Genomic DNA, 17,035 nt, shown 5'->3' on the forward strand with positions numbered 1-17,035 from the left:
TTCATCCCGTGCGGCTGTTCTGTTCCGGAGGTCCACCGCGGAGGGCTGACAGTACCACCGTCAGCTCAGACAATCAGGGGTGAAATGCACTCAGCCAAAAACTTTTTGCATACCCCCGCAAAAACTTTTTGTCTTCGCCCCTGGTTGTCCTCACTTCGCCGGCGCCACTTTGCCCTTCGCCGCGATGAACTCACCGAAACATGGTTAACAGCAACCGACAGAGGAGTACCAGCATGAACACACACAACGTCAAGACCGCCGCTTCTGAATCTACCGAAACACGGGTTGAAGGGACAAAAGTCAACACCGGACTGACAGCGGATCAGTTTCAGGACGTCTGCAAATTTGTTATCGACAACGGGCAATTCATCGGCCCCTGCGGTCTGTCATGGCGGGATTTAATATATTTCGAGGAAATTATTGATCCCTGCGAAGATAACGAAACCCGTAAGATATTTACCCTTAATCACTGGCCGGTTGCGCTGTATGAATTCGACCTCGGCTATACCGTAACGGTTGAAGCAAAAAAACTGCTGTCTGACCTGGCAGGGGGTAGTCATGAATAATTCGCCCGTTGCCAGTCCGGATTTTTTTCGTTGCGCGGAGGTGCGGGAGGTGGCATTTTTTTCTGCGCTTCAGGTTCGCGGCGCAGACGGCGAATACCGCATGGCAACGGTGGAAGAAATATTGCAGGAAGCGCGCCGTGCAATAGACGTGAAATTTCAAAAAGGGATAACGTTAACAACCAGTCGTGATACACGGGATTTTTTCCAGGCGAAACTGGCAGGTCTTGAGCGTGAAGTATTTGGCGCAGCTTTTCTCAACAACCAGAATGAGCTGATTTGCTGGGAGGAGATTTTTTACGGGAGTATTGCATCCGTAGAAGTCCATCCGCGTGAGGTTCTAAAAGCGGCGCTGAAACACAACGCGGCTGCCGTAATACTCAGCCATAATCATCCGGGCGGGAGTGTTTTACCCTCACGGCAGGATAAGCATATCACCCAGATAATAAATCAGGCGCTGGCACTGGTTAATATCGCTTTACTTGACCATATTATTGTGGCGGGTAATGAATGCACCTCAATGGCGGAAACGGGTATGTTGCACGCTGTCTGAGAATGCGGGGGTTAGTTCCGGAATGATATTGATGCGATCCTCTGAATGTTCGGGGATCGCTTTTATTTATCCAGCGGCATTTCAATATTCTGTGTCAGGTGGCTGCCAGTAATGGTTTCCTGCTCCGGATGCCTCTTGCTGTAAATCATATCCCGTGCCAGCAATACGCGGTATATGCTCTTGATTATCGCTGCATATTCCCTGCGCTGTTTAATTAACTTCGGGTTCGGTCCGGTGTTATACATACCGACCGTATCCCACGTCCTGCCATACTTTTTAAAATTGCTCGCCTCGATCCATGCGCCGGTATAAATGCAAATACACGGATCAGCCAGTAAACGTTCCCGCGTAATATTGAATTTCTTTAACGCATTGAAGTTTGAACTGTTGATTTGCATATTGCATACGTCAGTGCTTTTTCGTGCGCTTTTGTTGTTTATCGCGTTATTACGCATATGCGACTCCTGAATGGAATGTGCCATGAGTAAACGCGGATCAATACCGAAATCATGTCCGGCTTTCGTGAAACACATTTCTGGCTCAGCCTGAACGGTAAATGCGATAAAAAGGACGGCGGCGGGTAACCACTTCATATTTATGGAATCTCATGTGCGTGCGCAAAATGCGCCGTGCTGTGTCTGCGCAAAAAATACCTTCTCAGATCATCCTGTGCAAGATAATTCGTTACAGGCGCGCACTCTGCGCTTGATGTGTGTTGTCAGTGCCAGGCCGGGGTTAATTAAATTCCACTTAAGACACATATTCAACAAGCCGCTTTTATAGTTTCTCTTTCATCACACCCCACGCAAGATTTCATCTTGCGGTTTTGTTTTTTTAAAACATGGAGTTAGGCTTCAAATATTATGTTTTTTTTGAGGTTAAAACTAAATTGTGTGTTAATTAACACACTTTGCAGTGCCGGATTAGATGACATGTCAGTGCCGGATTGTGTGTTAATGCAGTGCCTGATTGTGTGTTTTTAAGGTGCCGGATTGTGTGTTGATGCAGTGCCGGATTGTGTGTCAAAAAGGCACTGCTACCGGCACTGTCGTGTGTGTTAATTGTGGTTGTTTAATTTAATCATTAACTTAAGTGAGTTTTATTCTGCGATGGTGCCGGATTAACACACATAAAATCGCCCTGTAGTGCCGAATTAACACACACAAAATGGCCCTGTAGTGCCGGATTAACACACCTGAAACGGGCTCTTAAAGGGCTTTCTTTGCGCTGTTTTCAGGCCACAGTGCCGGATTAACACACTGAAAAACGGCTAAAAAGCACCCGTTTTTCTGTAAAATGGCTTTCCGCACAGAGGTGTCTTTTATGATTAAAATCAGCTCAAAAATAAAATTACAGTGCCTGATTGACACACAGTTAAAAACAGCCGAATAATAAAAAGAAACCCACACCTGTTTTACACCGCTTTCGTGGTCAGGAACAGCAAAACTTAAATCCGCATTAAGCTAACGCTTTGCCCGTATTTATATCAGCGGCATTCAGGAATGAGACATGGCCAGAAGAAATATTTACTTTAAAGAAAAAACGGAAAGGGATGTTCAGGAACTCGTTGAGATTGAGATTCAGAACGGTGCCACGCACGGGGAAATTAACTTTTCCTCAATGGTTAATGAGCTGGTCGGGATTGGTCTGATTATCAAAAAACATCAGGGGGAGGGGAACACTTTTGATGAAGAAGGTTATAACCGTGACCTAATCCGGAAAGTGGCTGGCGTGCGTGAAGGTATCAGCATTATGACGGCCATGATGACCGAAATGTATTTGCATATGCGCGGTGAAAACTCAGACGACAGACTGAGCGAGTTGCTGAATCAAAATCTTTCGGCAATCAGTCAGGCGGAATATGACGCGGAGAGCAAACACTTCATCCAGAAAGAGTAATCACTTTACTGAGTGAGTCGGGTAAATCCCGACTCATTTTCTTTCCGGTTGCATTCTGACTGCGCCCGTTCCCCGCCTTATCCTTCCTGCTGTTCCCGACCCGTTAATTCACCTCCATCCGGTTAAGCCATATCCTTTCTTTCATGCGTGATATTCCGCCCGGGAAGCGCTTCACTTTATCACGGCGTGACTGTGGCGCTTTCTGTGCAGGCGGGATAATCTCCGGCAGGGAGGAATGTGTAATTTGTAGGTTCATCAGGCATGCAGGATAAAAGTATCTGAAGTGATTTAAGGGCGAATGCATTAAGACAGAAAGCTCTTTTTGGTTCGCCCTTAATCTCCGCTGTGTTAAGTCTTTTTCCCTTTAAGGGATAAACCTGTGCTGATTTAAATGACCCGCGATAGTCCCTTTCACTGTGTCAGGGATGCAACTGTGCTGCGCACACAGAATATCAGTGTACAGAAATCAGTTAATCGTTAAGGTGAAAATAAAACGGCGTGATGAGAATGCAGGTCTAACCGGATATGAGAGGGTTCTCTGCCCGGCTGACTTTTTCTGTTATAAATTCATCAAACAAAACGGCCAGCTCTCTCAGTCTGTGAACCTCTTCATTCTCGGGTAGCTGATGTTCAGTCAGGTAATTCAGTGAACCCAGCAGTCGCTGCATAATTTCCTCGTTCATGCTCTGCTTATTAAACCGGGCGCTTATGCCGATATCCCTCTTTAAATTAACCGGAAAACTGCTGCTGAATGCGCGCTTCTGGCCGGGTACAAATACTTTTTTATCCTCCTGGTTCTTTAACTCTGCGGCATATTGCTGCCGGATAACTTCCAGGCGGCTCTGTATAAATTCATCAAACAGCCTGGCCAGCGCGACCAGCCTCTGACCTTCGCCTGTTTTTATAACCGGCCTTCGTGGAGAGAACTGCAGGGAGGTAATTAATCTGCTGATGATTTCGTCGTTCGTTGTATATCCGCGAACCCTTGCCGCAATGCGCAGCTCGGTCAGTAAGTTCTCTGGCAGCCACAGTTTCCGGTACTGCATTTCACCCTGAGCGTACTTTCTGGGCCTTCCTCTGCGTTCGCCCAATTTTTCTTTAACTTTCATACCGCTGTCCTCCTTACGAGGCGTTCCCTTGTCAGGGCCCAAGCCTACGCCAACGGCATTCAGGATTAATCTTAAAATTAACTGAACAGTCATGTAAAAGTGTGACATGCGTCACAGATTTTTTTTTTTTGAGAAAATGTACACTTACGCAGCGTTACATCCGTTTACGCGCAATGACATTTCCTTAACTCAAATCAAGGATTAATTACAATGAAGCCAGATGTTTTAACCCCCCTTGAAAAAGGGGCGGTGGCGGTAGCATTACCGGACGGTGTCAGACCACCTGAACGCAGTGTTATCGGCCAGCTCTCCGCCCGCTTTAAACTGAAGTCCTCCGCGTTTTTCCTGCTCGTTAAGTCCAGCCCGTTTATGCAGCGTATTCTCATTTTTTCCGGGGTAATGCTTCTGCTCTCTGCATTCCCTCAGATTTCAAGTGCGCAGGATTTGCTGGCAGGGCAGAAAACCGACATCAATGACACCTTCGGCCACGGCGGTACGGTCGAGTGGATTATTTATGTCACTGAGTTCCTCTCCTGTCTGTGGCTTTACGTCAAAACCCGCAACCCGATGGTCCTCGGCGGCCTGGTCCTCCTGATTATCGCCACCCGTACGCTCTACCCACTGATTGCGAACTGAATCGTGGACGAGCGGGAATCATCCAAATATCGCTTCCCGGAAACACTGAACCAGCAGAAACGATGGATAGGGCTGCCGCCTGAAGAGGCTTTTATCCTCCTCGGTTGTGGTCTGCTCGGCTTTTACATCGACATGTTCATCGTGATGCTCGTTGTCGGGGCGGTGCTCTGGCTTTTCATCCGGCACCTCAAGAAAGGGCAGGGCTCCTGGTGGCTTCTGAACCTCTTGTACTGGTATCTGCCGACAATGCTGTTTCGGGTGCAGTTCCGGCGCGTGCCTGATTCAGCCAACCGGCACTGGATGCAGTAATGACCCTGCCGCCCTTCGGGGCGGCACCTTTTCCCCACGCGGGAGGGATAATGAAACTTCGTGTAAAAGAGACGCGAAACAGACTGACGGTGGCACTGCTGGGTGGACTGGGCGGCCTTCTGGCGCTCAGCGTCGCCGGCAACTGTATTACCGGCGGTCTTGCGTGGCATTTTTACAGCACACAGAAAACCATCACCGTTCCGATGATGTTTGACCGTGCATTCAGCTCAACGGCCACCGGAGGCGATGCGAACCTGAACAGCATGCTGGTTCGCTCTCTCGCCAGCCTCCGCCTGAACGTGACGCCAGAAACGGTAGACAGCCAGTACGCGCGTTTACTCAGCTGGGTTCCCCCGGAGCAGCGCTCCGAAATGAAGAAAACCCTTGCGGTTGAGACCGACTACATCAAGAAAAACGGCATTTCCAGCGTGTTCAGTATCGAGCATGAATTCACCGACACCACCACCGGTGAAATCACAGTCGGCGGCACGCTTCATGCCAGCACCACCAACGGCAGTCTTAACCTCGTCACGCCTGATGCACGTCGCGTCAGAGCCGCCAGTGACAAGGACAGGATTGACCTTCCGGATGCCAGAAAGGCCTACCGCTTTAATCTTCACTACGTTGACGGTCTTATCCGCCTGACAGACTTCTCCGAAGTGAAGTGGCCAGCCGCCTTTGACGCTGACGACTCAGGGAAAAAATCATGAAACTGACCTTTACCGCGCTACTTGTTGCCGGAGCCTGCCTGACCAGCAGCGCGATGGCAGCCGTCAGCGGCCCCACGGGAACGGTGTTTGAAAACAATGCCCACCTGAAGGCGCAGATGAGCAACACCAGTCCCAATAAAGTCATTATCGACGGCGAACTCATCACGGGCGTAACCGGCCCTGAGAATGCCTACAACCGCGACACCACCGCGGACGGCGCGCTGCTGATTACGCCCACGACCGGCCAGGACTTCACCATTTTCCTGGAAACGGCGAGCGGCATCAGCGCCTCACTCGATGTGTCACCCCGTCCGGGGAACGGGCGCACACTGCGCCTCATCCCTGCCGTAACAAAATTCAAAGCCAATCCTGACGCGAAAGCCTGGGAAGAAAGTCAGCCGTGGGAGAAGACGCTTGTCAGCGTCGCCCGTACCGTCGTGAACGGTGGCGTACCGGATACCTATACCGAGCTGAGCGCCGACCGGGGACCGGCATACACGCCCGCTGCCGGCGTGACGCTGACGCCCGAGCGTCAGCTTGCCGGTTCCCATCTGCGCGTCATGCGCTATCGCATGAGCAACACCGGCTATGTGACGCGCGAGCTGAGCGAAAGGCAGTTCTGGCAGAAAGGGGTACGCGCCGTGATGCTGTCCACTCGCACGCTTTACGCCGGTGGGCAGGGCTACGCCTGGGTGATTTTCTCCACTGACGCGGAGGGTTCGCAATGAGCAACATCAACACGGCAACCCGCCGCCGTCAGTGGGTGATAACGGGGATTACGGTGGCCGTTGCAGCGGCCATCGGCACGGGTGTCTGGTGGTACAGACATCATCAGGAGGAGCTGAAAAAACCTGCGCCGGTGAAGGTGGACCTGACCGGACACGGACTGGTCACCTCCAACTTTACCGAAACCGTGACCAACTCCGTGCTGACTCAGCAGCAGAACAAAACGGCCACGCTGGAAAAGGGCCTGGATACACTGTCCAGCGCGGTCAGTTCGCAGAATGAAGCCATGACCCGAAAACTGGAGCAGATTAGCAGCGCGCTTGAAAAACTCCAGAATCAGGCGGACAAACCGCCTTCAGCCGGCAATAACACTGGCACACAAAGCAGTGCCGGGATGCCCGCAAACGGCCCGCTGTCAAAAGGGCCGGCAGGCCCTGCGCAGTGGCAGGTGACCGATCCGGCCAACGGGCCGGCATCCGGTCAGGGTGGTCAGTTCTATCCCTCAAAAGAACGACAGGGTTTTTATCCCGGCAGCGGAACCGTACGCCCCGGAGGGCTGAAGCGTGACACGTTCACCTATGCCGCGCTGCAGAAACCAAAGTACACCCTGCCGTGGATTCCGTCGGGTTCGTTCTCCGAGGCAACCATGATTGAGGGAGCTGACGCTAACGCCAGCGTGACCGGTCAGCAGAACACCTCGCCCGTGGTCATTACGCTGCTCGGCGACGTCTCCATGCCGAACGGACGGACCTACAACATGGACAAGTGTCGCGTGACCGGCGAAATCTACGGTGACATCTCCAGCGAGCGCGGTGACGTCCGGACCAAAAACATCAGCTGTATCCTGAAAAACGGCGACCACATCGATATGCCTTTTGAAGGGCACGTGTCCTATCAGGGTAAGGTCGGCATTCGGGGAAAACCGGTGATGCGTAACGGACAAATTCTGATGAATGCGGGCGGGGCGGGCTTCCTGTCTGGCCTGGGCGACGGCTTCAAGTCTGCCGCCACCCCTATGGTCGGACTGGGCGGTGCGACAACGATTGGTGCCGGTGACATTTTCAAACAGGGCCTCGGCGGCGGTGCCAGCAAAGCGGCCGATACGCTCAGTCAGTATTACATCAAGCGTGCAGAGCAGTATCACCCGGTTATCGATATCGGGGCGGGTAACGCGGTCACCGTGGTCTTCCAGCAGGGTTTCCGGCTGAAAACGATCGAGCAGGAAGAGGCTGAGAAAGAGAAGAAAGAGGCCCCGGCAAATCAGGTCCAGCAGACGGCGGCCACCACTGCGGCTAACAGCCCAAAAGGGGGTTCTGATTCAACCGTTCTGAACCCGGATGAAGTGCTCAGGCAGGCCAGCCAGCTGCGGCTCGGCGACACCATCAACTGAAAGGACTCGCGATGAAACAGTGGTACGTACTGAAAACTCTCTTTGCCCAGGAAAAGCGGGCTGAAGCGCATCTGGTTAATCAGGAAGTGGAGTGCTGGTTTCCTCTTTACACCGGCAGACGACTGGCTGAGGGAAAAGTAACCTCCCTTAAGCCGACGCCGCTGTTTCCTGGCTACGGTTTTGCGCGCTTCGATCCGGAGGAAATCCACACCACAACCATCAAGGCAACGCGTGGCGTCTCGCAGATTGTCCGGTTCGGTGAACGTCTGGCCGTCATGAGCGACAGGCAGATGGACGCGCTGAAGGAAATGACGGGCGAGGTTGTGGAAACAAAGGAAAAACCCCCGGCTCACGGCGACACGGTCATTCTGGAAAGCGGCGTTTTTGAGGGTTTTGAAGCCGTCTGGCATGAGCCAAACGGCACCAAGCGGGCGGTCATGCTGGTCACACTCATGGGCCGCATCGTTGAGCTGGATTTGCGGAAACTGCGTAAGGAAGGCGTCAGGTTCCGTCACAAAAGCTGCAGGGAGTACAGGACATGAACGTAACTAAAAAAAAGTGGGTCGTGTTTATGGCGACACTCGCGCTGCTGACTGTGAACCTGAGCGTGATGGCCTTGTTTATGTCACGCGGGTTTGGCCTGTCATGGTCAGTGTGGGGCGTGATGGCGTCAGCCTCGGTTGTGACGCTGCTCCTGCATTTGACAAACCCTGACAGCGAACTGGTTTCTTCTGCGACTCAGTACGGTTTTTGGTGCTGGTTGGTGATAGCCGGAATGTACATCTTTGATGCCGTTTCGGGAAACCATTCGCTGACACACAGCCCAGGGTTTCTGTTTTTTGCACTGTCCGTAAGCGTCCTGATTACGTTTGCCTTCACTGTGATGGCGGCACTGAATCCATCGCGAGGTCGTTAGACAGGAGATTTTTGTGTTGATAAACAAATCTATACCCGCTGTGAAGGTAATCAGATCGCTTGTGCTGCTGTCCGTGATGCTGCTGGCCGGATGTGAGTTTAGTGACAGCCAGTTTGACGAGGCCCGGACCAGAGCACTGCAGAATCCCGATCCCTTTCAGGCCTGGCAGCAGCTGAATAAGGATGCGGAGGAAAACTGCCCCGACGGATTTCTGGAGCTGAGGCCGACGTGTTCAAACCATATTATGAATGAGTACCACGACCTTGCAATTTCACTCTATCGTTCAGCGCTTAAGCGACACTCTCCGGACGCCTTTGCTGACCTGTTCATACGGGATGACCCGCCAGACGAGCTTGAATCACAGATGCCTGAACTTGCTAAAGAACTGATTACGCTTGCCAGTCATTCTGCCGGTGACAGGGCGTCAGCGAATGTTCTGGCTGCAGCAGCTCACACATTAGAAAAGGGGCAGTGGGTGCAGAAAGACAGCGTCCGTGCCGCTGCCTTTTTTGCTCAGGCCTGGCTTGCAGGCGACACAAGGGCACCCGCCAGTCTCAGCCGTCTTTACAACGATCAGCACGATAATGCCAGTGCACTGCTGTGGCGGCTGCGCTGTATCGGCGAGTGTTACAACAGGCTCATGATAACCGATGACGCCGAGACGATGAGCCCGAGAGAGATTCTGCGCATTCAGTCCCTTGCTAAAGACCGAAGCATTATCACCGTGAACGGGCAGGTAAACTGGGAGGCAAAATGAACATTCTCGTCAGGGGGACGCTTGTCGCGCTTTGCCTTCTGCAGACGCTGCCCGTTATGGCGGTCGGTTTCTCTTCCCGATCATCTTTTAAATCTTCATCAGGCTTTGCCGCCCGCAGTCCGTCGTACCGGCCCTCCTCAACAGGCAGCGCGCCCGCCTACAAAAGCTTCAGGCCTGAATCGGGCAGCGGCGCGACATCTGCCGGAGGAAACGGCAGTCCAGCGGGCCGGGTTAACGGCACGTCTCCGGGATACCGGCCTTCACCCACTAACCGGCAGTCTCTGCTGAACAGCAACGGGCCTCAGCCCTCACCACGGCTTCAGACCATCATCAGGGAGAAAGAGGCCAGTGGCCCCGGCTGGATGGGCACGGCTGCGCTGGTATGGTTACTCAGTCAGCACGATTTGTCTTCCAGCGATCGCGAATGGATAAACAGCCGGCTGCGTGAAACTGACAGCGGCAGCAGCAGTGAGCCGCCAGCCCCCGCAGCCGGGGAGTCTGACGTGAGTTTTCAGTGGGCCGTTCCGGCACAGATTGTGAGTGGCCAGCCGGTAAAAATCGTGGTGACGGCGTTTCGTCAAGGGAAAGTGGTTTTGCCTTCCTGTGAACTCGGCGATGTAAAGAGCGTGCCGGAAAACAACGCGGCGGTGCTGAACTGGACGCCGGAAAATACGTTTTCTGCTGTGGCAACCTGCAGTGCAGAGGGCTGGGTGGACCAGCGCCTGCTGACCGTTTCTCAAATGAGTGGAGGGGAAAGTGAACCTGAACCTGAACCTGAAACAGACTGAAGCTACTTTCAGAAAGCAGCGAAAACAGTTTAATCGTATCAGTATGATGCATCGCGGATGGTTGGTAAGACATCCACCTCATATTGAAACTTTTGCGGTGTGGGCTTTGACTGCCTTAATCGTTGTTATCAATCTGGAGGTTTTTTTTGTGGGGCCAATCCGTCCTGTACTCCTGACGGCAGGTCTGGCCTCAGTCGTTTCGTCGGCTGTGTTATGGCTTCGCTGGAAAAAGAAACCGCATAACTGGCCTGACCTTATTTCAGGTGAACTGGTTTCCTACGTGCCCACGGATCATGATGCTTTTGCCAGACTGCAGCAGAGTATTTTAAAGGAGGGCCGCCTTGATCTGTACATGCTGGATGAATGGGTAAGAGAGGAAGAACGTGCAATACGGAATAAACGCAAAAAGGGACGTGACACAGAGGACCGATATCATGACAACGCACAGCAGTCGTGAAGAACGTATCCGGCTCTGCTCTCTCCGCGTCCGGTATCGTCAGGCATGGCGCTCACAGGCAGACAGTAATACCCTGGCTTCACTGCTGACGGCCATTGAATCTCTCAACCAGTCGCTGAACTGTCGTGACACTGAGCAAGAACCCCGGATGTCAGCAGACCACAACTGTCACGAAAGAGGAACAGCGAATGCTCAGCGAATTCCTGAAGCTAATAAGTAAGCGGCGATATGACGCGGTAAGGAGTGACAGAATATGACGACCAGTAAGGTGTCAAATAACCGATCATCGAAGAATACTGAATTTCTGCTCTCACTCCTCTTACTCGCAGGGTTTTGCGGGTTACTGTCGGTGGGCGTGCTGTATGGGATGCCGATGATGCTCCATGCTAAAAGTGAAAATAAACTGCAACAGACTGGCTCGCTGGCGATGGTGAAAAACAACTGCCACGGCTTCTTTCACCACGATGATGATGTTTCTGTGCTGGAGATGACCAGTGGTTACGTGGTGACAGTCAGCGGCTGTGTTAATGCCGATCCCGGCACAGCAGTGATGGAGCCGATAACCACTCTCACAACGGACGGTCGGGATATTGGAAAATACTGGTGTGTTAATGATATTTGTTATGAACGCACGGACAAGGAAAACAACTGAGGAACCAGGCATGTTTTACTGAGGCGTTTTGTTCGTGAACGCGTCAGTGCTTCTGCCGGGCTATAACTTTCATCTGTATATGTAGCGTGTGGCCGGGCGCGGTAATGCCCCAGGCCACGCAGTCGCTGCTCAGCAGCAGCGTCCCCCAGACCCCGGCCAGGCTCCAGACTCTTATCAGGGAGAAGGAAGCCAGTTAGCCCCGTTGGGTGAAACCCGTTTAATCCGACAGGTCATTCTCACCGCCACTTTTCACATTCACACCCTTATCCGCGGCACCGCCGCACCAGAGGACTTCACCATGCAAAAACTGTTTGCGTGCGCACTGCTGTGCGCTGCGCTCACCGGCTGCGCCGGTATGAACACTGATTTCGACTGCAACAAAACCGCGACTGACCAGTGCCTGACGATGTCCGAAGCCAGTCATCTGGCTGACAAGGGTAAAAGTCTGGATGACCTGACCGCGCAAAAGGACGCCGCCCCAAAGGCTGCCGCTGAGGCGCTGGCGACGCCCGGCAATGTGAAGCCCGCCATTAACCCCCACCGTACTGTCAGTGTCGCAACGCTTGCCCCGCGTCCGGTATCAGGTCAGGCAGTGACGGCAGGCACAATAACAGCGTCAACGGTTCCTGTACGTGCATCATCACTGCCTGCCGGCACCGTAACAGCAGCAGACAGTAACGGCCCCGGACAGGTAGACGCCCGACGTATCCCTGACGCAACGCAGCGTCTGTGGATCGCGCCCTGGGTGGATGAACAGGACAGTTTTCATCAGCCCGCAGTCGTGGAATTTGTGAAGAAAAAATCCCGCTGGGACGATGACTATCGCGTTATCAGTGAAGGGGAATGACCATGATTGAATCCCTCCTTAATCAGCTTTCAGGTCTTTTAACCGGCAGCAAACATGAAGGTGGCGCGAAGGCCGCACAAAGCATGCTGCGTAATCATTTCAGCTACCCCAAACTGACCAGCCTGCTCCCCTGGCGAATGTATGATGACAAAACCGAGTTGTACATCAACAGCCATTCCCTGGGTTTCATTATGGAAGTCTCCCCGCTGGCCGGGGCAAACAAGGAAGTGGTTCAGGGGCTGGATGACCTGCTCCGTAAAAAAATGCCGCGCAAGACACCCGTCACCGTTCTGATGGTGGCCAGTAAATGTGTGGGCGATATGCTTGATGCGGGGCTGAGCAAGGACATGTGGAAAGGCAGCATGGCCCCCCGGCTGAACAGCATTACTAAAGCGTTCTGGGAGCGCGCGTCACTGTGTGGTCTGAGCAACAGGCGAGATTATCCACTGTATCTGCGTAACTACCGCGTTTTTCTGGTTTACGGCCAGGCGGGCAGAGGCGGGATTCAGGCGATGGATGCGGTCACTCAGTTGCGTGAAACCCTCCGGATTTCGCTGCAGGCTGCACATATGGATTCGAAGCCAGTTGGTCCCGAAGAATTCCTGTCCGTCATGCGTGAACAGCTGAACTACCGCCCCGGACAGGTGACGGCCAGTGATTCACACTGGAACACAGAGCAGGAGCTGCACCGTCAGAGCGTAGACCACAGTACTGAGCTTGAAGTCTATCCGAGTTACCTCCGCATGACGACAGCACGCCAGCCGGAGGACAGAAAACTGAGTGAGGGCGAGGATGACGCCGTGGCCAGCACCCGCATTGTCAGTATGCAGCTGACGAAGCCACCGGCGCGGTTTGCGCTGTGGCAGGCATCAGATAACCTGCAGAACATGCGCTACCCCGACCTCGGTATTCCCTGCCCGTTTATTCTGAGCTGGACGATTTGTGTGGAGGATCAGGTAAAAAGCCAGAACGACGCCTTCCATAAAGAGCAGGATCTCGGCAAAAAAGCGGCCACCTCTTACGCCAAACTTTTCCCCGGTACGGAACGTGCCTATCAGGAATGGCGTGAACTGCGACAGGGGCTGGTTAACAATGAAATTGCCATGTGTGATTTCAGCCTGAACCTGACGCTGTTTACCCCGGACAATGCGGGAGAGCAGCAGCGGTGTGAAGATGCGGCAGTCAACGTGTTCCGCAAAAACGATCTCGAAATCTCCGCTCCCCGCTATCAGCAGTTGCGCAACTGGCTCACCACGCTGCCTTTCCTTATGCAGGAGGGGCTGTGGGATGACATGAAGCACATGGGTGCCACACTGCGCTGTAAAAGTTTCAATGCCGTCAACATGATGCCTGTGGTTGCTGAACGCAAGCTGTCCAAGAAAGGAATACCGCTGGTCACCTACCGGAATCAGCTGACGTTCCTGGACATGTATGACAAAGATAATGAGGCAAGCAACTTTAACTGGGCGGTCACCGGCATCTCGGGGGCAGGAAAGAGTTTTCTTATCCAGAACGTACTGCGTGAGGTGCTCAATACAGGCGGTTACGGCTTCGTCATTGATATGGGCGGGAGTTACAAAAACTTCTGCAGACAGGCGGGCGGTTCCTACCTTGAAGGAGAAACACTGCGCTTTAACCCGTTTGCCAACGTCACAGACATCAGTGAGTCTGCCGAAGGGATCACCGGTCTGCTGGCCGTTCTGGCCAGCCCGCAGGGCCGGCTCGATGAAATCAGCGAGGCCATACTGCAAAAAGGCGTGGTGGCGGCCTATGCGTCACGGCAAAACCGTGCACGCATCGACGACGTCGTGAATTACCTGAAGTCGGAAGAGGTACAGCGCGAGTATGGCACTCAGCCGACGATCATGAACCGTATGCATGAACTGATTCTGCTGCTTGACCGCTGGTGCACCTGGGGGAGTGACGGGGAATACTTTAACTCCGATGCGCCGACCCTCGATAGCGAAACACGCTTCACCGTGCTGGAGTTGTTAAGCCTTGAAAACAGACCAAATCTGCTGTCAGCCGTGCTCTACTCCCTGATCCTCGCGATTCAGGAAAAAATGTACAAATCGTCTCGATATGTCAAAAAACTGGCCATTATCGATGAGGCCTGGCGGCTTTTCAGTGGACAGAACCCGCACGCTGCACGCTTCATCGAAACCGGTTATCGCACCGTGCGCCGGCATGAAGGCGCGTTCATTACGATCACTCAGGGCATGAAAGACTTCACCGGACTTCCTGAAAAACCGGCTCCGTCAGCGGCGGCTGCCGCGTGGGACAACAGCGGCACCAAGATTACGCTGCTTCAGGACCGTAAGGCCCTGACGACCTACCTTAACGCCAACCCTGACCAGTTCAGCGAAATGGAAACGGAAATCATTCGCGGATTTGAGAAGGCAGGCAATACAGGCTACGGCTCAGTGATGATTTCAACGGGTGAACTGAGTTCGTTCTATCGGGTGTTTGTGGACCCGGTCTCGCGGGCAATGTTCAGCACAAGAGGCTCAGATTACCAGTACATGAGTGATGCTCAGGATGAGGGTGCGACCAGTGAGGAAGCCGCGTGGCTGCTTGCTTCGGAACCCGACATGTACCAGGACGAGATGGAAAAACTGAAACTCTGGGCGGGGATGACGAAACCCGAAGGCCTGAAGGAGGAAGAACATGCATAACGATGAAGCGATGGACACCGGCGCAGACGATGCGCCTCTGGCCACAACGGAACAAAAAGGGCAGGCAGTGAAAAAGGGCAGCAGAATGGCGCCGCTGTTACAGCGGCGGTTTTTAGTGATTTCACTCGCTGTATTACTTCTGCTGGGGCTGAATGCCGGTATCAGCATGCTGGTTTCTGCAAGCTACCAGCAGGAGACGGTCGAATTCGACATGAAAGGCACCATCGACACCTTCAAACAGCAGAGTTCACAGGCGCAACTAACCAAAGAAACGGCTGAGGTGCTGACCCGCCGTTTCAGTTCGGCCCTTGAAAGCAGCCTGAACGCATGGAGGCAGAAACACGGCGGGATAATCCTGGTGAAAGGTGCCGTTGTCAGCGGTGCACAGGACATCACACCGGAAATCCAGTCTGACATCGCCCGGCAAATGCAGGGGGCACAATGAAAAGGCGGCTGGTCGCGCTTGTGATCTGCGCGCTGGTTTCATTACCGGCCAGCGCGAAAGATTTGGGCAGTATCGGCCACCTGTTTCAGATTGCTGAACCGGATCTGCTGACATTTATCGCGCAGCGTCTGAAATCGATGCAGGACAGCGGCGAAATGGCCCGTATTCAGCGTGAAGCTGAAGCGCGGGTGAAAGCGCATGCTGTGAGGCCTGCGCCGGTTGCCGGGCTGACGCCCGCCATTAAGGATCGGGCTTTTCTCTACGACCCGACGTTTACGGTTCGTGAAACCGTGCGCGATATACACGGAAACGTCATAGCCAGAGCGGGAGACAAAGTTAACCCGCTGGATAAGGTGCCCTACAGCGAAACGCTTTATTTCATTGACGGTGATAACCCTTTACAGATGGCGTGGATTAAAACGCAGGTCAGAGGCCAGCAGAATTTCAAAGTCATTCTGGTCAGGGGCAACATTCACGACAGCAGCGTGGCGCTCGATGAGCCGGTGTATTTCGACCAGTACGGAACGTTAACAACAAAATTCGGCTTTGAGCACACCCCGGTGCGGATAACGCGTGCTGACAGGGCGCTCAGGGTGGAGGAGGTGGCACTGAGATGAGTCACATCACTAGGGGGCCGATGCCCCCTGAAAAAATCAAGCGTCATAACTCTCAGGTTCGCCTGGATGATAATGACAAAATTGGCCTTCGCAGGCTGGTTGATGAGTTCCCGCTTTATTCCGAGTCCGTCATTCTCCGCGCAGGCCTACAGGCCCTGCTTGCGTGCAGTGGATCTGCCCGCTCGGCCATTGTGCTTGCGTCACTGACCGACAGGGATGTGGGGGAAGTCATGCGTCAGCAGGGTATGGCGCATCTGACCGCTGAGGGCAGTGAAGATGACTGAACGAACACTCACCGCCGTACCAGACGGTTCCTTTGAAAATCCCGTCCCGATGGTGGCTGAGCCTGTCAGCGGTCACCCGATGGCTGACGTCCAGCCACTGCAGAGCTGCCGGTCAGAAATCGTCATCGCGCCGGAAAGTATACGGGCGCTGGGGGCGCTTATCGATCATCTTCCTGCAGCCGGTATGTTTCTGCTTCTCCTGACGTTTGCGTTGATTCTGCGCCGCTTTGTCCGGCCATTTTCGCCCCGGAAGGAGAATACGCTGCAGCCGGAAGAAACGTTCACCGTGTTTTCCCCACCGCAGCTCGGAAGCCGAAAGATGGCTGCTTATATGGCTGAGAGCGAAAACATTCGTTACTGGCAGTTCCTGCTGGCGGCGTTTGGCGGAGCGCTGGAAAAAGAGGGATATACGCTGCGAACCGATGCGAAGTCGGCTGCAGAGCTTCCCTTTTATGTACGCCAGCGTGTAGGTGCGGAAGTTTTTATGGCAAGGGAGCGCTATCTGGCACCGTTTCAGTCAGATGAAGTTGCAGAGAGGCGGCTGGCTTCCGCAACTGAGGATGGTCATGCAACCGGCTGGACAGAAATGTGCCGGAGAGGTGCAGAAGCAGCGGGCTGGTTTGTGGTCTGGAAAGGAGAAGCGCCATGCATGACAGACCAGGAACTCCAGAACACACCTCATTAACGATGCACCGGAACAGC

22 protein-coding genes are annotated in these 17,035 nt (G+C 53.5%); 20 read left to right on the top strand and 2 right to left on the bottom strand.

Annotation, left to right across the window (positions count from 1 at the left end; translation table 11 throughout):
- Positions 1-233 precede the first annotated feature (233 nt).
- Both RAC65_RS20050 and RAC65_RS20055 read left to right on the top strand, forming a co-directional pair.
- Positions 234-566, top strand: coding sequence for a hypothetical protein (locus RAC65_RS20050; protein ID WP_272843533.1), 333 nt, complete (start codon positions 234-236; stop codon positions 564-566).
- Positions 559-1,116: a RadC family protein gene (locus RAC65_RS20055; protein ID WP_272843534.1), complete on the top strand. Its 558-nt coding sequence runs from the start codon at positions 559-561 to the stop codon at positions 1,114-1,116. The genes RAC65_RS20050 and RAC65_RS20055 overlap by 8 nt, the downstream gene beginning before the upstream one ends.
- A gap of 62 nt (positions 1,117-1,178) precedes the next feature.
- Here the strand turns inward: RAC65_RS20055 and RAC65_RS20060 are convergent, their stop codons facing one another.
- On the bottom strand, positions 1,179-1,709 hold the full coding sequence (locus RAC65_RS20060; protein WP_039343338.1) for a lytic transglycosylase domain-containing protein: 531 nt from the start codon (positions 1,707-1,709) through the stop codon (positions 1,179-1,181).
- 916 nt (positions 1,710-2,625) lie between these two features.
- Here RAC65_RS20060 and RAC65_RS20065 point away from each other — a divergent pair.
- Complete coding sequence (locus tag RAC65_RS20065) at positions 2,626-3,015, top strand: conjugal transfer protein (protein WP_375097091.1); 390 nt, start codon at positions 2,626-2,628, stop codon at positions 3,013-3,015.
- A gap of 515 nt (positions 3,016-3,530) precedes the next feature.
- On the opposite strand, the gene RAC65_RS20070 is transcribed toward RAC65_RS20065, so the two are convergent.
- Entirely contained in the window at positions 3,531-4,124 is a 594-nt protein-coding gene (locus RAC65_RS20070; protein ID WP_039343344.1) for a hypothetical protein, read from the bottom strand.
- Between the two features lie 210 nt (positions 4,125-4,334).
- Here RAC65_RS20070 and RAC65_RS20075 point away from each other — a divergent pair, with 210 nt between their 5' ends.
- The 17 genes from RAC65_RS20075 to RAC65_RS20155 all read left to right on the top strand — a co-directional run bounded on the left by RAC65_RS20075 (position 4,335) and on the right by RAC65_RS20155 (position 17,018).
- Entirely contained in the window at positions 4,335-4,760 is a 426-nt protein-coding gene (locus RAC65_RS20075) for a conjugal transfer protein (RefSeq protein ID WP_375097092.1), read from the top strand.
- 3 nt (positions 4,761-4,763) lie between these two features.
- Complete coding sequence (gene traL, locus RAC65_RS20080) at positions 4,764-5,069, top strand: type IV conjugative transfer system protein TraL (protein WP_375097093.1); 306 nt, start codon at positions 4,764-4,766, stop codon at positions 5,067-5,069.
- Between the two features lie 50 nt (positions 5,070-5,119).
- Entirely contained in the window at positions 5,120-5,779 is a 660-nt protein-coding gene (locus tag RAC65_RS20085; RefSeq protein ID WP_375097094.1) for a TraE/TraK family type IV conjugative transfer system protein, read from the top strand.
- Entirely contained in the window at positions 5,776-6,507 is a 732-nt protein-coding gene (traK, locus tag RAC65_RS20090; RefSeq protein ID WP_375097095.1) for an F-type conjugal transfer protein TraK, read from the top strand. The genes RAC65_RS20085 and traK overlap by 4 nt, the downstream gene beginning before the upstream one ends.
- The gene (gene traB, locus RAC65_RS20095) at positions 6,504-7,895 is read left to right on the top strand and encodes an F-type conjugal transfer pilus assembly protein TraB (protein WP_375097096.1); all 1,392 of its coding nucleotides are present in this window, start codon (positions 6,504-6,506) and stop codon (positions 7,893-7,895) included. Before traK ends, traB begins: the two co-directional genes overlap by 4 nt.
- A gap of 11 nt (positions 7,896-7,906) precedes the next feature.
- Positions 7,907-8,437: a transcription/translation regulatory transformer protein RfaH gene (gene rfaH / locus RAC65_RS20100; RefSeq protein ID WP_375097097.1), complete on the top strand. Its 531-nt coding sequence runs from the start codon at positions 7,907-7,909 to the stop codon at positions 8,435-8,437.
- On the top strand, positions 8,434-8,811 hold the full coding sequence (locus RAC65_RS20105; protein ID WP_375097098.1) for a hypothetical protein: 378 nt from the start codon (positions 8,434-8,436) through the stop codon (positions 8,809-8,811). The genes rfaH and RAC65_RS20105 overlap by 4 nt, the downstream gene beginning before the upstream one ends.
- Before the next feature lie 13 nt (positions 8,812-8,824).
- Positions 8,825-9,568: a hypothetical protein gene (locus RAC65_RS20110; RefSeq protein WP_375097099.1), complete on the top strand. Its 744-nt coding sequence runs from the start codon at positions 8,825-8,827 to the stop codon at positions 9,566-9,568.
- A complete protein-coding gene (locus tag RAC65_RS20115) occupies positions 9,565-10,356 on the top strand; it encodes a hypothetical protein (RefSeq protein WP_375097100.1) in 792 nt (263 codons plus the stop codon). Before RAC65_RS20110 ends, RAC65_RS20115 begins: the two co-directional genes overlap by 4 nt.
- On the top strand, positions 10,325-10,813 hold the full coding sequence (locus RAC65_RS20120) for a hypothetical protein (RefSeq protein WP_375097101.1): 489 nt from the start codon (positions 10,325-10,327) through the stop codon (positions 10,811-10,813). Before RAC65_RS20115 ends, RAC65_RS20120 begins: the two co-directional genes overlap by 32 nt.
- 253 nt (positions 10,814-11,066) lie before the next feature.
- Complete coding sequence (locus RAC65_RS20125) at positions 11,067-11,465, top strand: hypothetical protein (protein ID WP_375097102.1); 399 nt, start codon at positions 11,067-11,069, stop codon at positions 11,463-11,465.
- A gap of 298 nt (positions 11,466-11,763) precedes the next feature.
- Positions 11,764-12,312 carry a type IV conjugative transfer system lipoprotein TraV gene (traV, locus tag RAC65_RS20130; RefSeq protein ID WP_375097103.1) on the top strand — a complete coding sequence of 183 codons (549 nt, stop codon included), beginning with the start codon at positions 11,764-11,766 and terminating at the stop codon, positions 12,310-12,312.
- Between the two features lie 2 nt (positions 12,313-12,314).
- On the top strand, positions 12,315-14,987 hold the full coding sequence (gene traC, locus RAC65_RS20135) for a type IV secretion system protein TraC (protein WP_375097104.1): 2,673 nt from the start codon (positions 12,315-12,317) through the stop codon (positions 14,985-14,987).
- Complete coding sequence (gene trbI, locus RAC65_RS20140; protein ID WP_375097105.1) at positions 14,980-15,432, top strand: type-F conjugative transfer system protein TrbI; 453 nt, start codon at positions 14,980-14,982, stop codon at positions 15,430-15,432. The genes traC and trbI overlap by 8 nt, the downstream gene beginning before the upstream one ends.
- Positions 15,429-16,049, top strand: coding sequence for a type-F conjugative transfer system protein TraW (gene traW, locus RAC65_RS20145; RefSeq protein WP_375097106.1), 621 nt, complete (start codon positions 15,429-15,431; stop codon positions 16,047-16,049). Before trbI ends, traW begins: the two co-directional genes overlap by 4 nt.
- Positions 16,046-16,333, top strand: a complete 288-nt coding sequence (locus tag RAC65_RS20150; RefSeq protein ID WP_375097107.1) for a hypothetical protein — start codon at positions 16,046-16,048, stop codon at positions 16,331-16,333. Before traW ends, RAC65_RS20150 begins: the two co-directional genes overlap by 4 nt.
- A complete protein-coding gene (locus RAC65_RS20155; protein ID WP_375097108.1) occupies positions 16,326-17,018 on the top strand; it encodes a hypothetical protein in 693 nt (230 codons plus the stop codon). The genes RAC65_RS20150 and RAC65_RS20155 overlap by 8 nt, the downstream gene beginning before the upstream one ends.
- Positions 17,019-17,035: the final 17 nt, after the last annotated feature.

Source organism: Pantoea sp. BS_8 (assembly GCF_041954965.1).
Classification (GTDB): Bacteria; Pseudomonadota; Gammaproteobacteria; order Enterobacterales; family Enterobacteriaceae; genus Pantoea; species Pantoea stewartii.

What these genes read in the sequence shown, in the direction of transcription:
- RAC65_RS20055 (WP_272843534.1), top strand. Translation starts at nt 559, where the DNA reads ATGAATAATTCGCCCGTTGCCAGTCCGGATTTTTTTCGTTGCGCGGAG.
- trbI (WP_375097105.1), top strand. Translation starts at nt 14,980, where the DNA reads ATGCATAACGATGAAGCGATGGACACCGGCGCAGACGATGCGCCTCTG.
- RAC65_RS20105 (WP_375097098.1), top strand. Translation starts at nt 8,434, where the DNA reads ATGAACGTAACTAAAAAAAAGTGGGTCGTGTTTATGGCGACACTCGCG.
- RAC65_RS20125 (WP_375097102.1), top strand. Translation starts at nt 11,067, where the DNA reads ATGACGACCAGTAAGGTGTCAAATAACCGATCATCGAAGAATACTGAA.
- traW (WP_375097106.1), top strand. Translation starts at nt 15,429, where the DNA reads ATGAAAAGGCGGCTGGTCGCGCTTGTGATCTGCGCGCTGGTTTCATTA.
- traC (WP_375097104.1), top strand. Translation starts at nt 12,315, where the DNA reads ATGATTGAATCCCTCCTTAATCAGCTTTCAGGTCTTTTAACCGGCAGC.
- traB (WP_375097096.1), top strand. Translation starts at nt 6,504, where the DNA reads ATGAGCAACATCAACACGGCAACCCGCCGCCGTCAGTGGGTGATAACG.
- RAC65_RS20050 (WP_272843533.1), top strand. Translation starts at nt 234, where the DNA reads ATGAACACACACAACGTCAAGACCGCCGCTTCTGAATCTACCGAAACA.
- rfaH (WP_375097097.1), top strand. Translation starts at nt 7,907, where the DNA reads ATGAAACAGTGGTACGTACTGAAAACTCTCTTTGCCCAGGAAAAGCGG.
- RAC65_RS20085 (WP_375097094.1), top strand. Translation starts at nt 5,120, where the DNA reads ATGAAACTTCGTGTAAAAGAGACGCGAAACAGACTGACGGTGGCACTG.
- RAC65_RS20075 (WP_375097092.1), top strand. Translation starts at nt 4,335, where the DNA reads ATGAAGCCAGATGTTTTAACCCCCCTTGAAAAAGGGGCGGTGGCGGTA.
- RAC65_RS20150 (WP_375097107.1), top strand. Translation starts at nt 16,046, where the DNA reads ATGAGTCACATCACTAGGGGGCCGATGCCCCCTGAAAAAATCAAGCGT.
- RAC65_RS20070 (WP_039343344.1), bottom strand. Translation starts at nt 4,124, where the DNA reads ATGAAAGTTAAAGAAAAATTGGGCGAACGCAGAGGAAGGCCCAGAAAG.
- RAC65_RS20115 (WP_375097100.1), top strand. Translation starts at nt 9,565, where the DNA reads ATGAACATTCTCGTCAGGGGGACGCTTGTCGCGCTTTGCCTTCTGCAG.
- RAC65_RS20155 (WP_375097108.1), top strand. Translation starts at nt 16,326, where the DNA reads ATGACTGAACGAACACTCACCGCCGTACCAGACGGTTCCTTTGAAAAT.
- RAC65_RS20065 (WP_375097091.1), top strand. Translation starts at nt 2,626, where the DNA reads ATGGCCAGAAGAAATATTTACTTTAAAGAAAAAACGGAAAGGGATGTT.
- traK (WP_375097095.1), top strand. Translation starts at nt 5,776, where the DNA reads ATGAAACTGACCTTTACCGCGCTACTTGTTGCCGGAGCCTGCCTGACC.
- RAC65_RS20060 (WP_039343338.1), bottom strand. Translation starts at nt 1,709, where the DNA reads ATGAAGTGGTTACCCGCCGCCGTCCTTTTTATCGCATTTACCGTTCAG.
- traV (WP_375097103.1), top strand. Translation starts at nt 11,764, where the DNA reads ATGCAAAAACTGTTTGCGTGCGCACTGCTGTGCGCTGCGCTCACCGGC.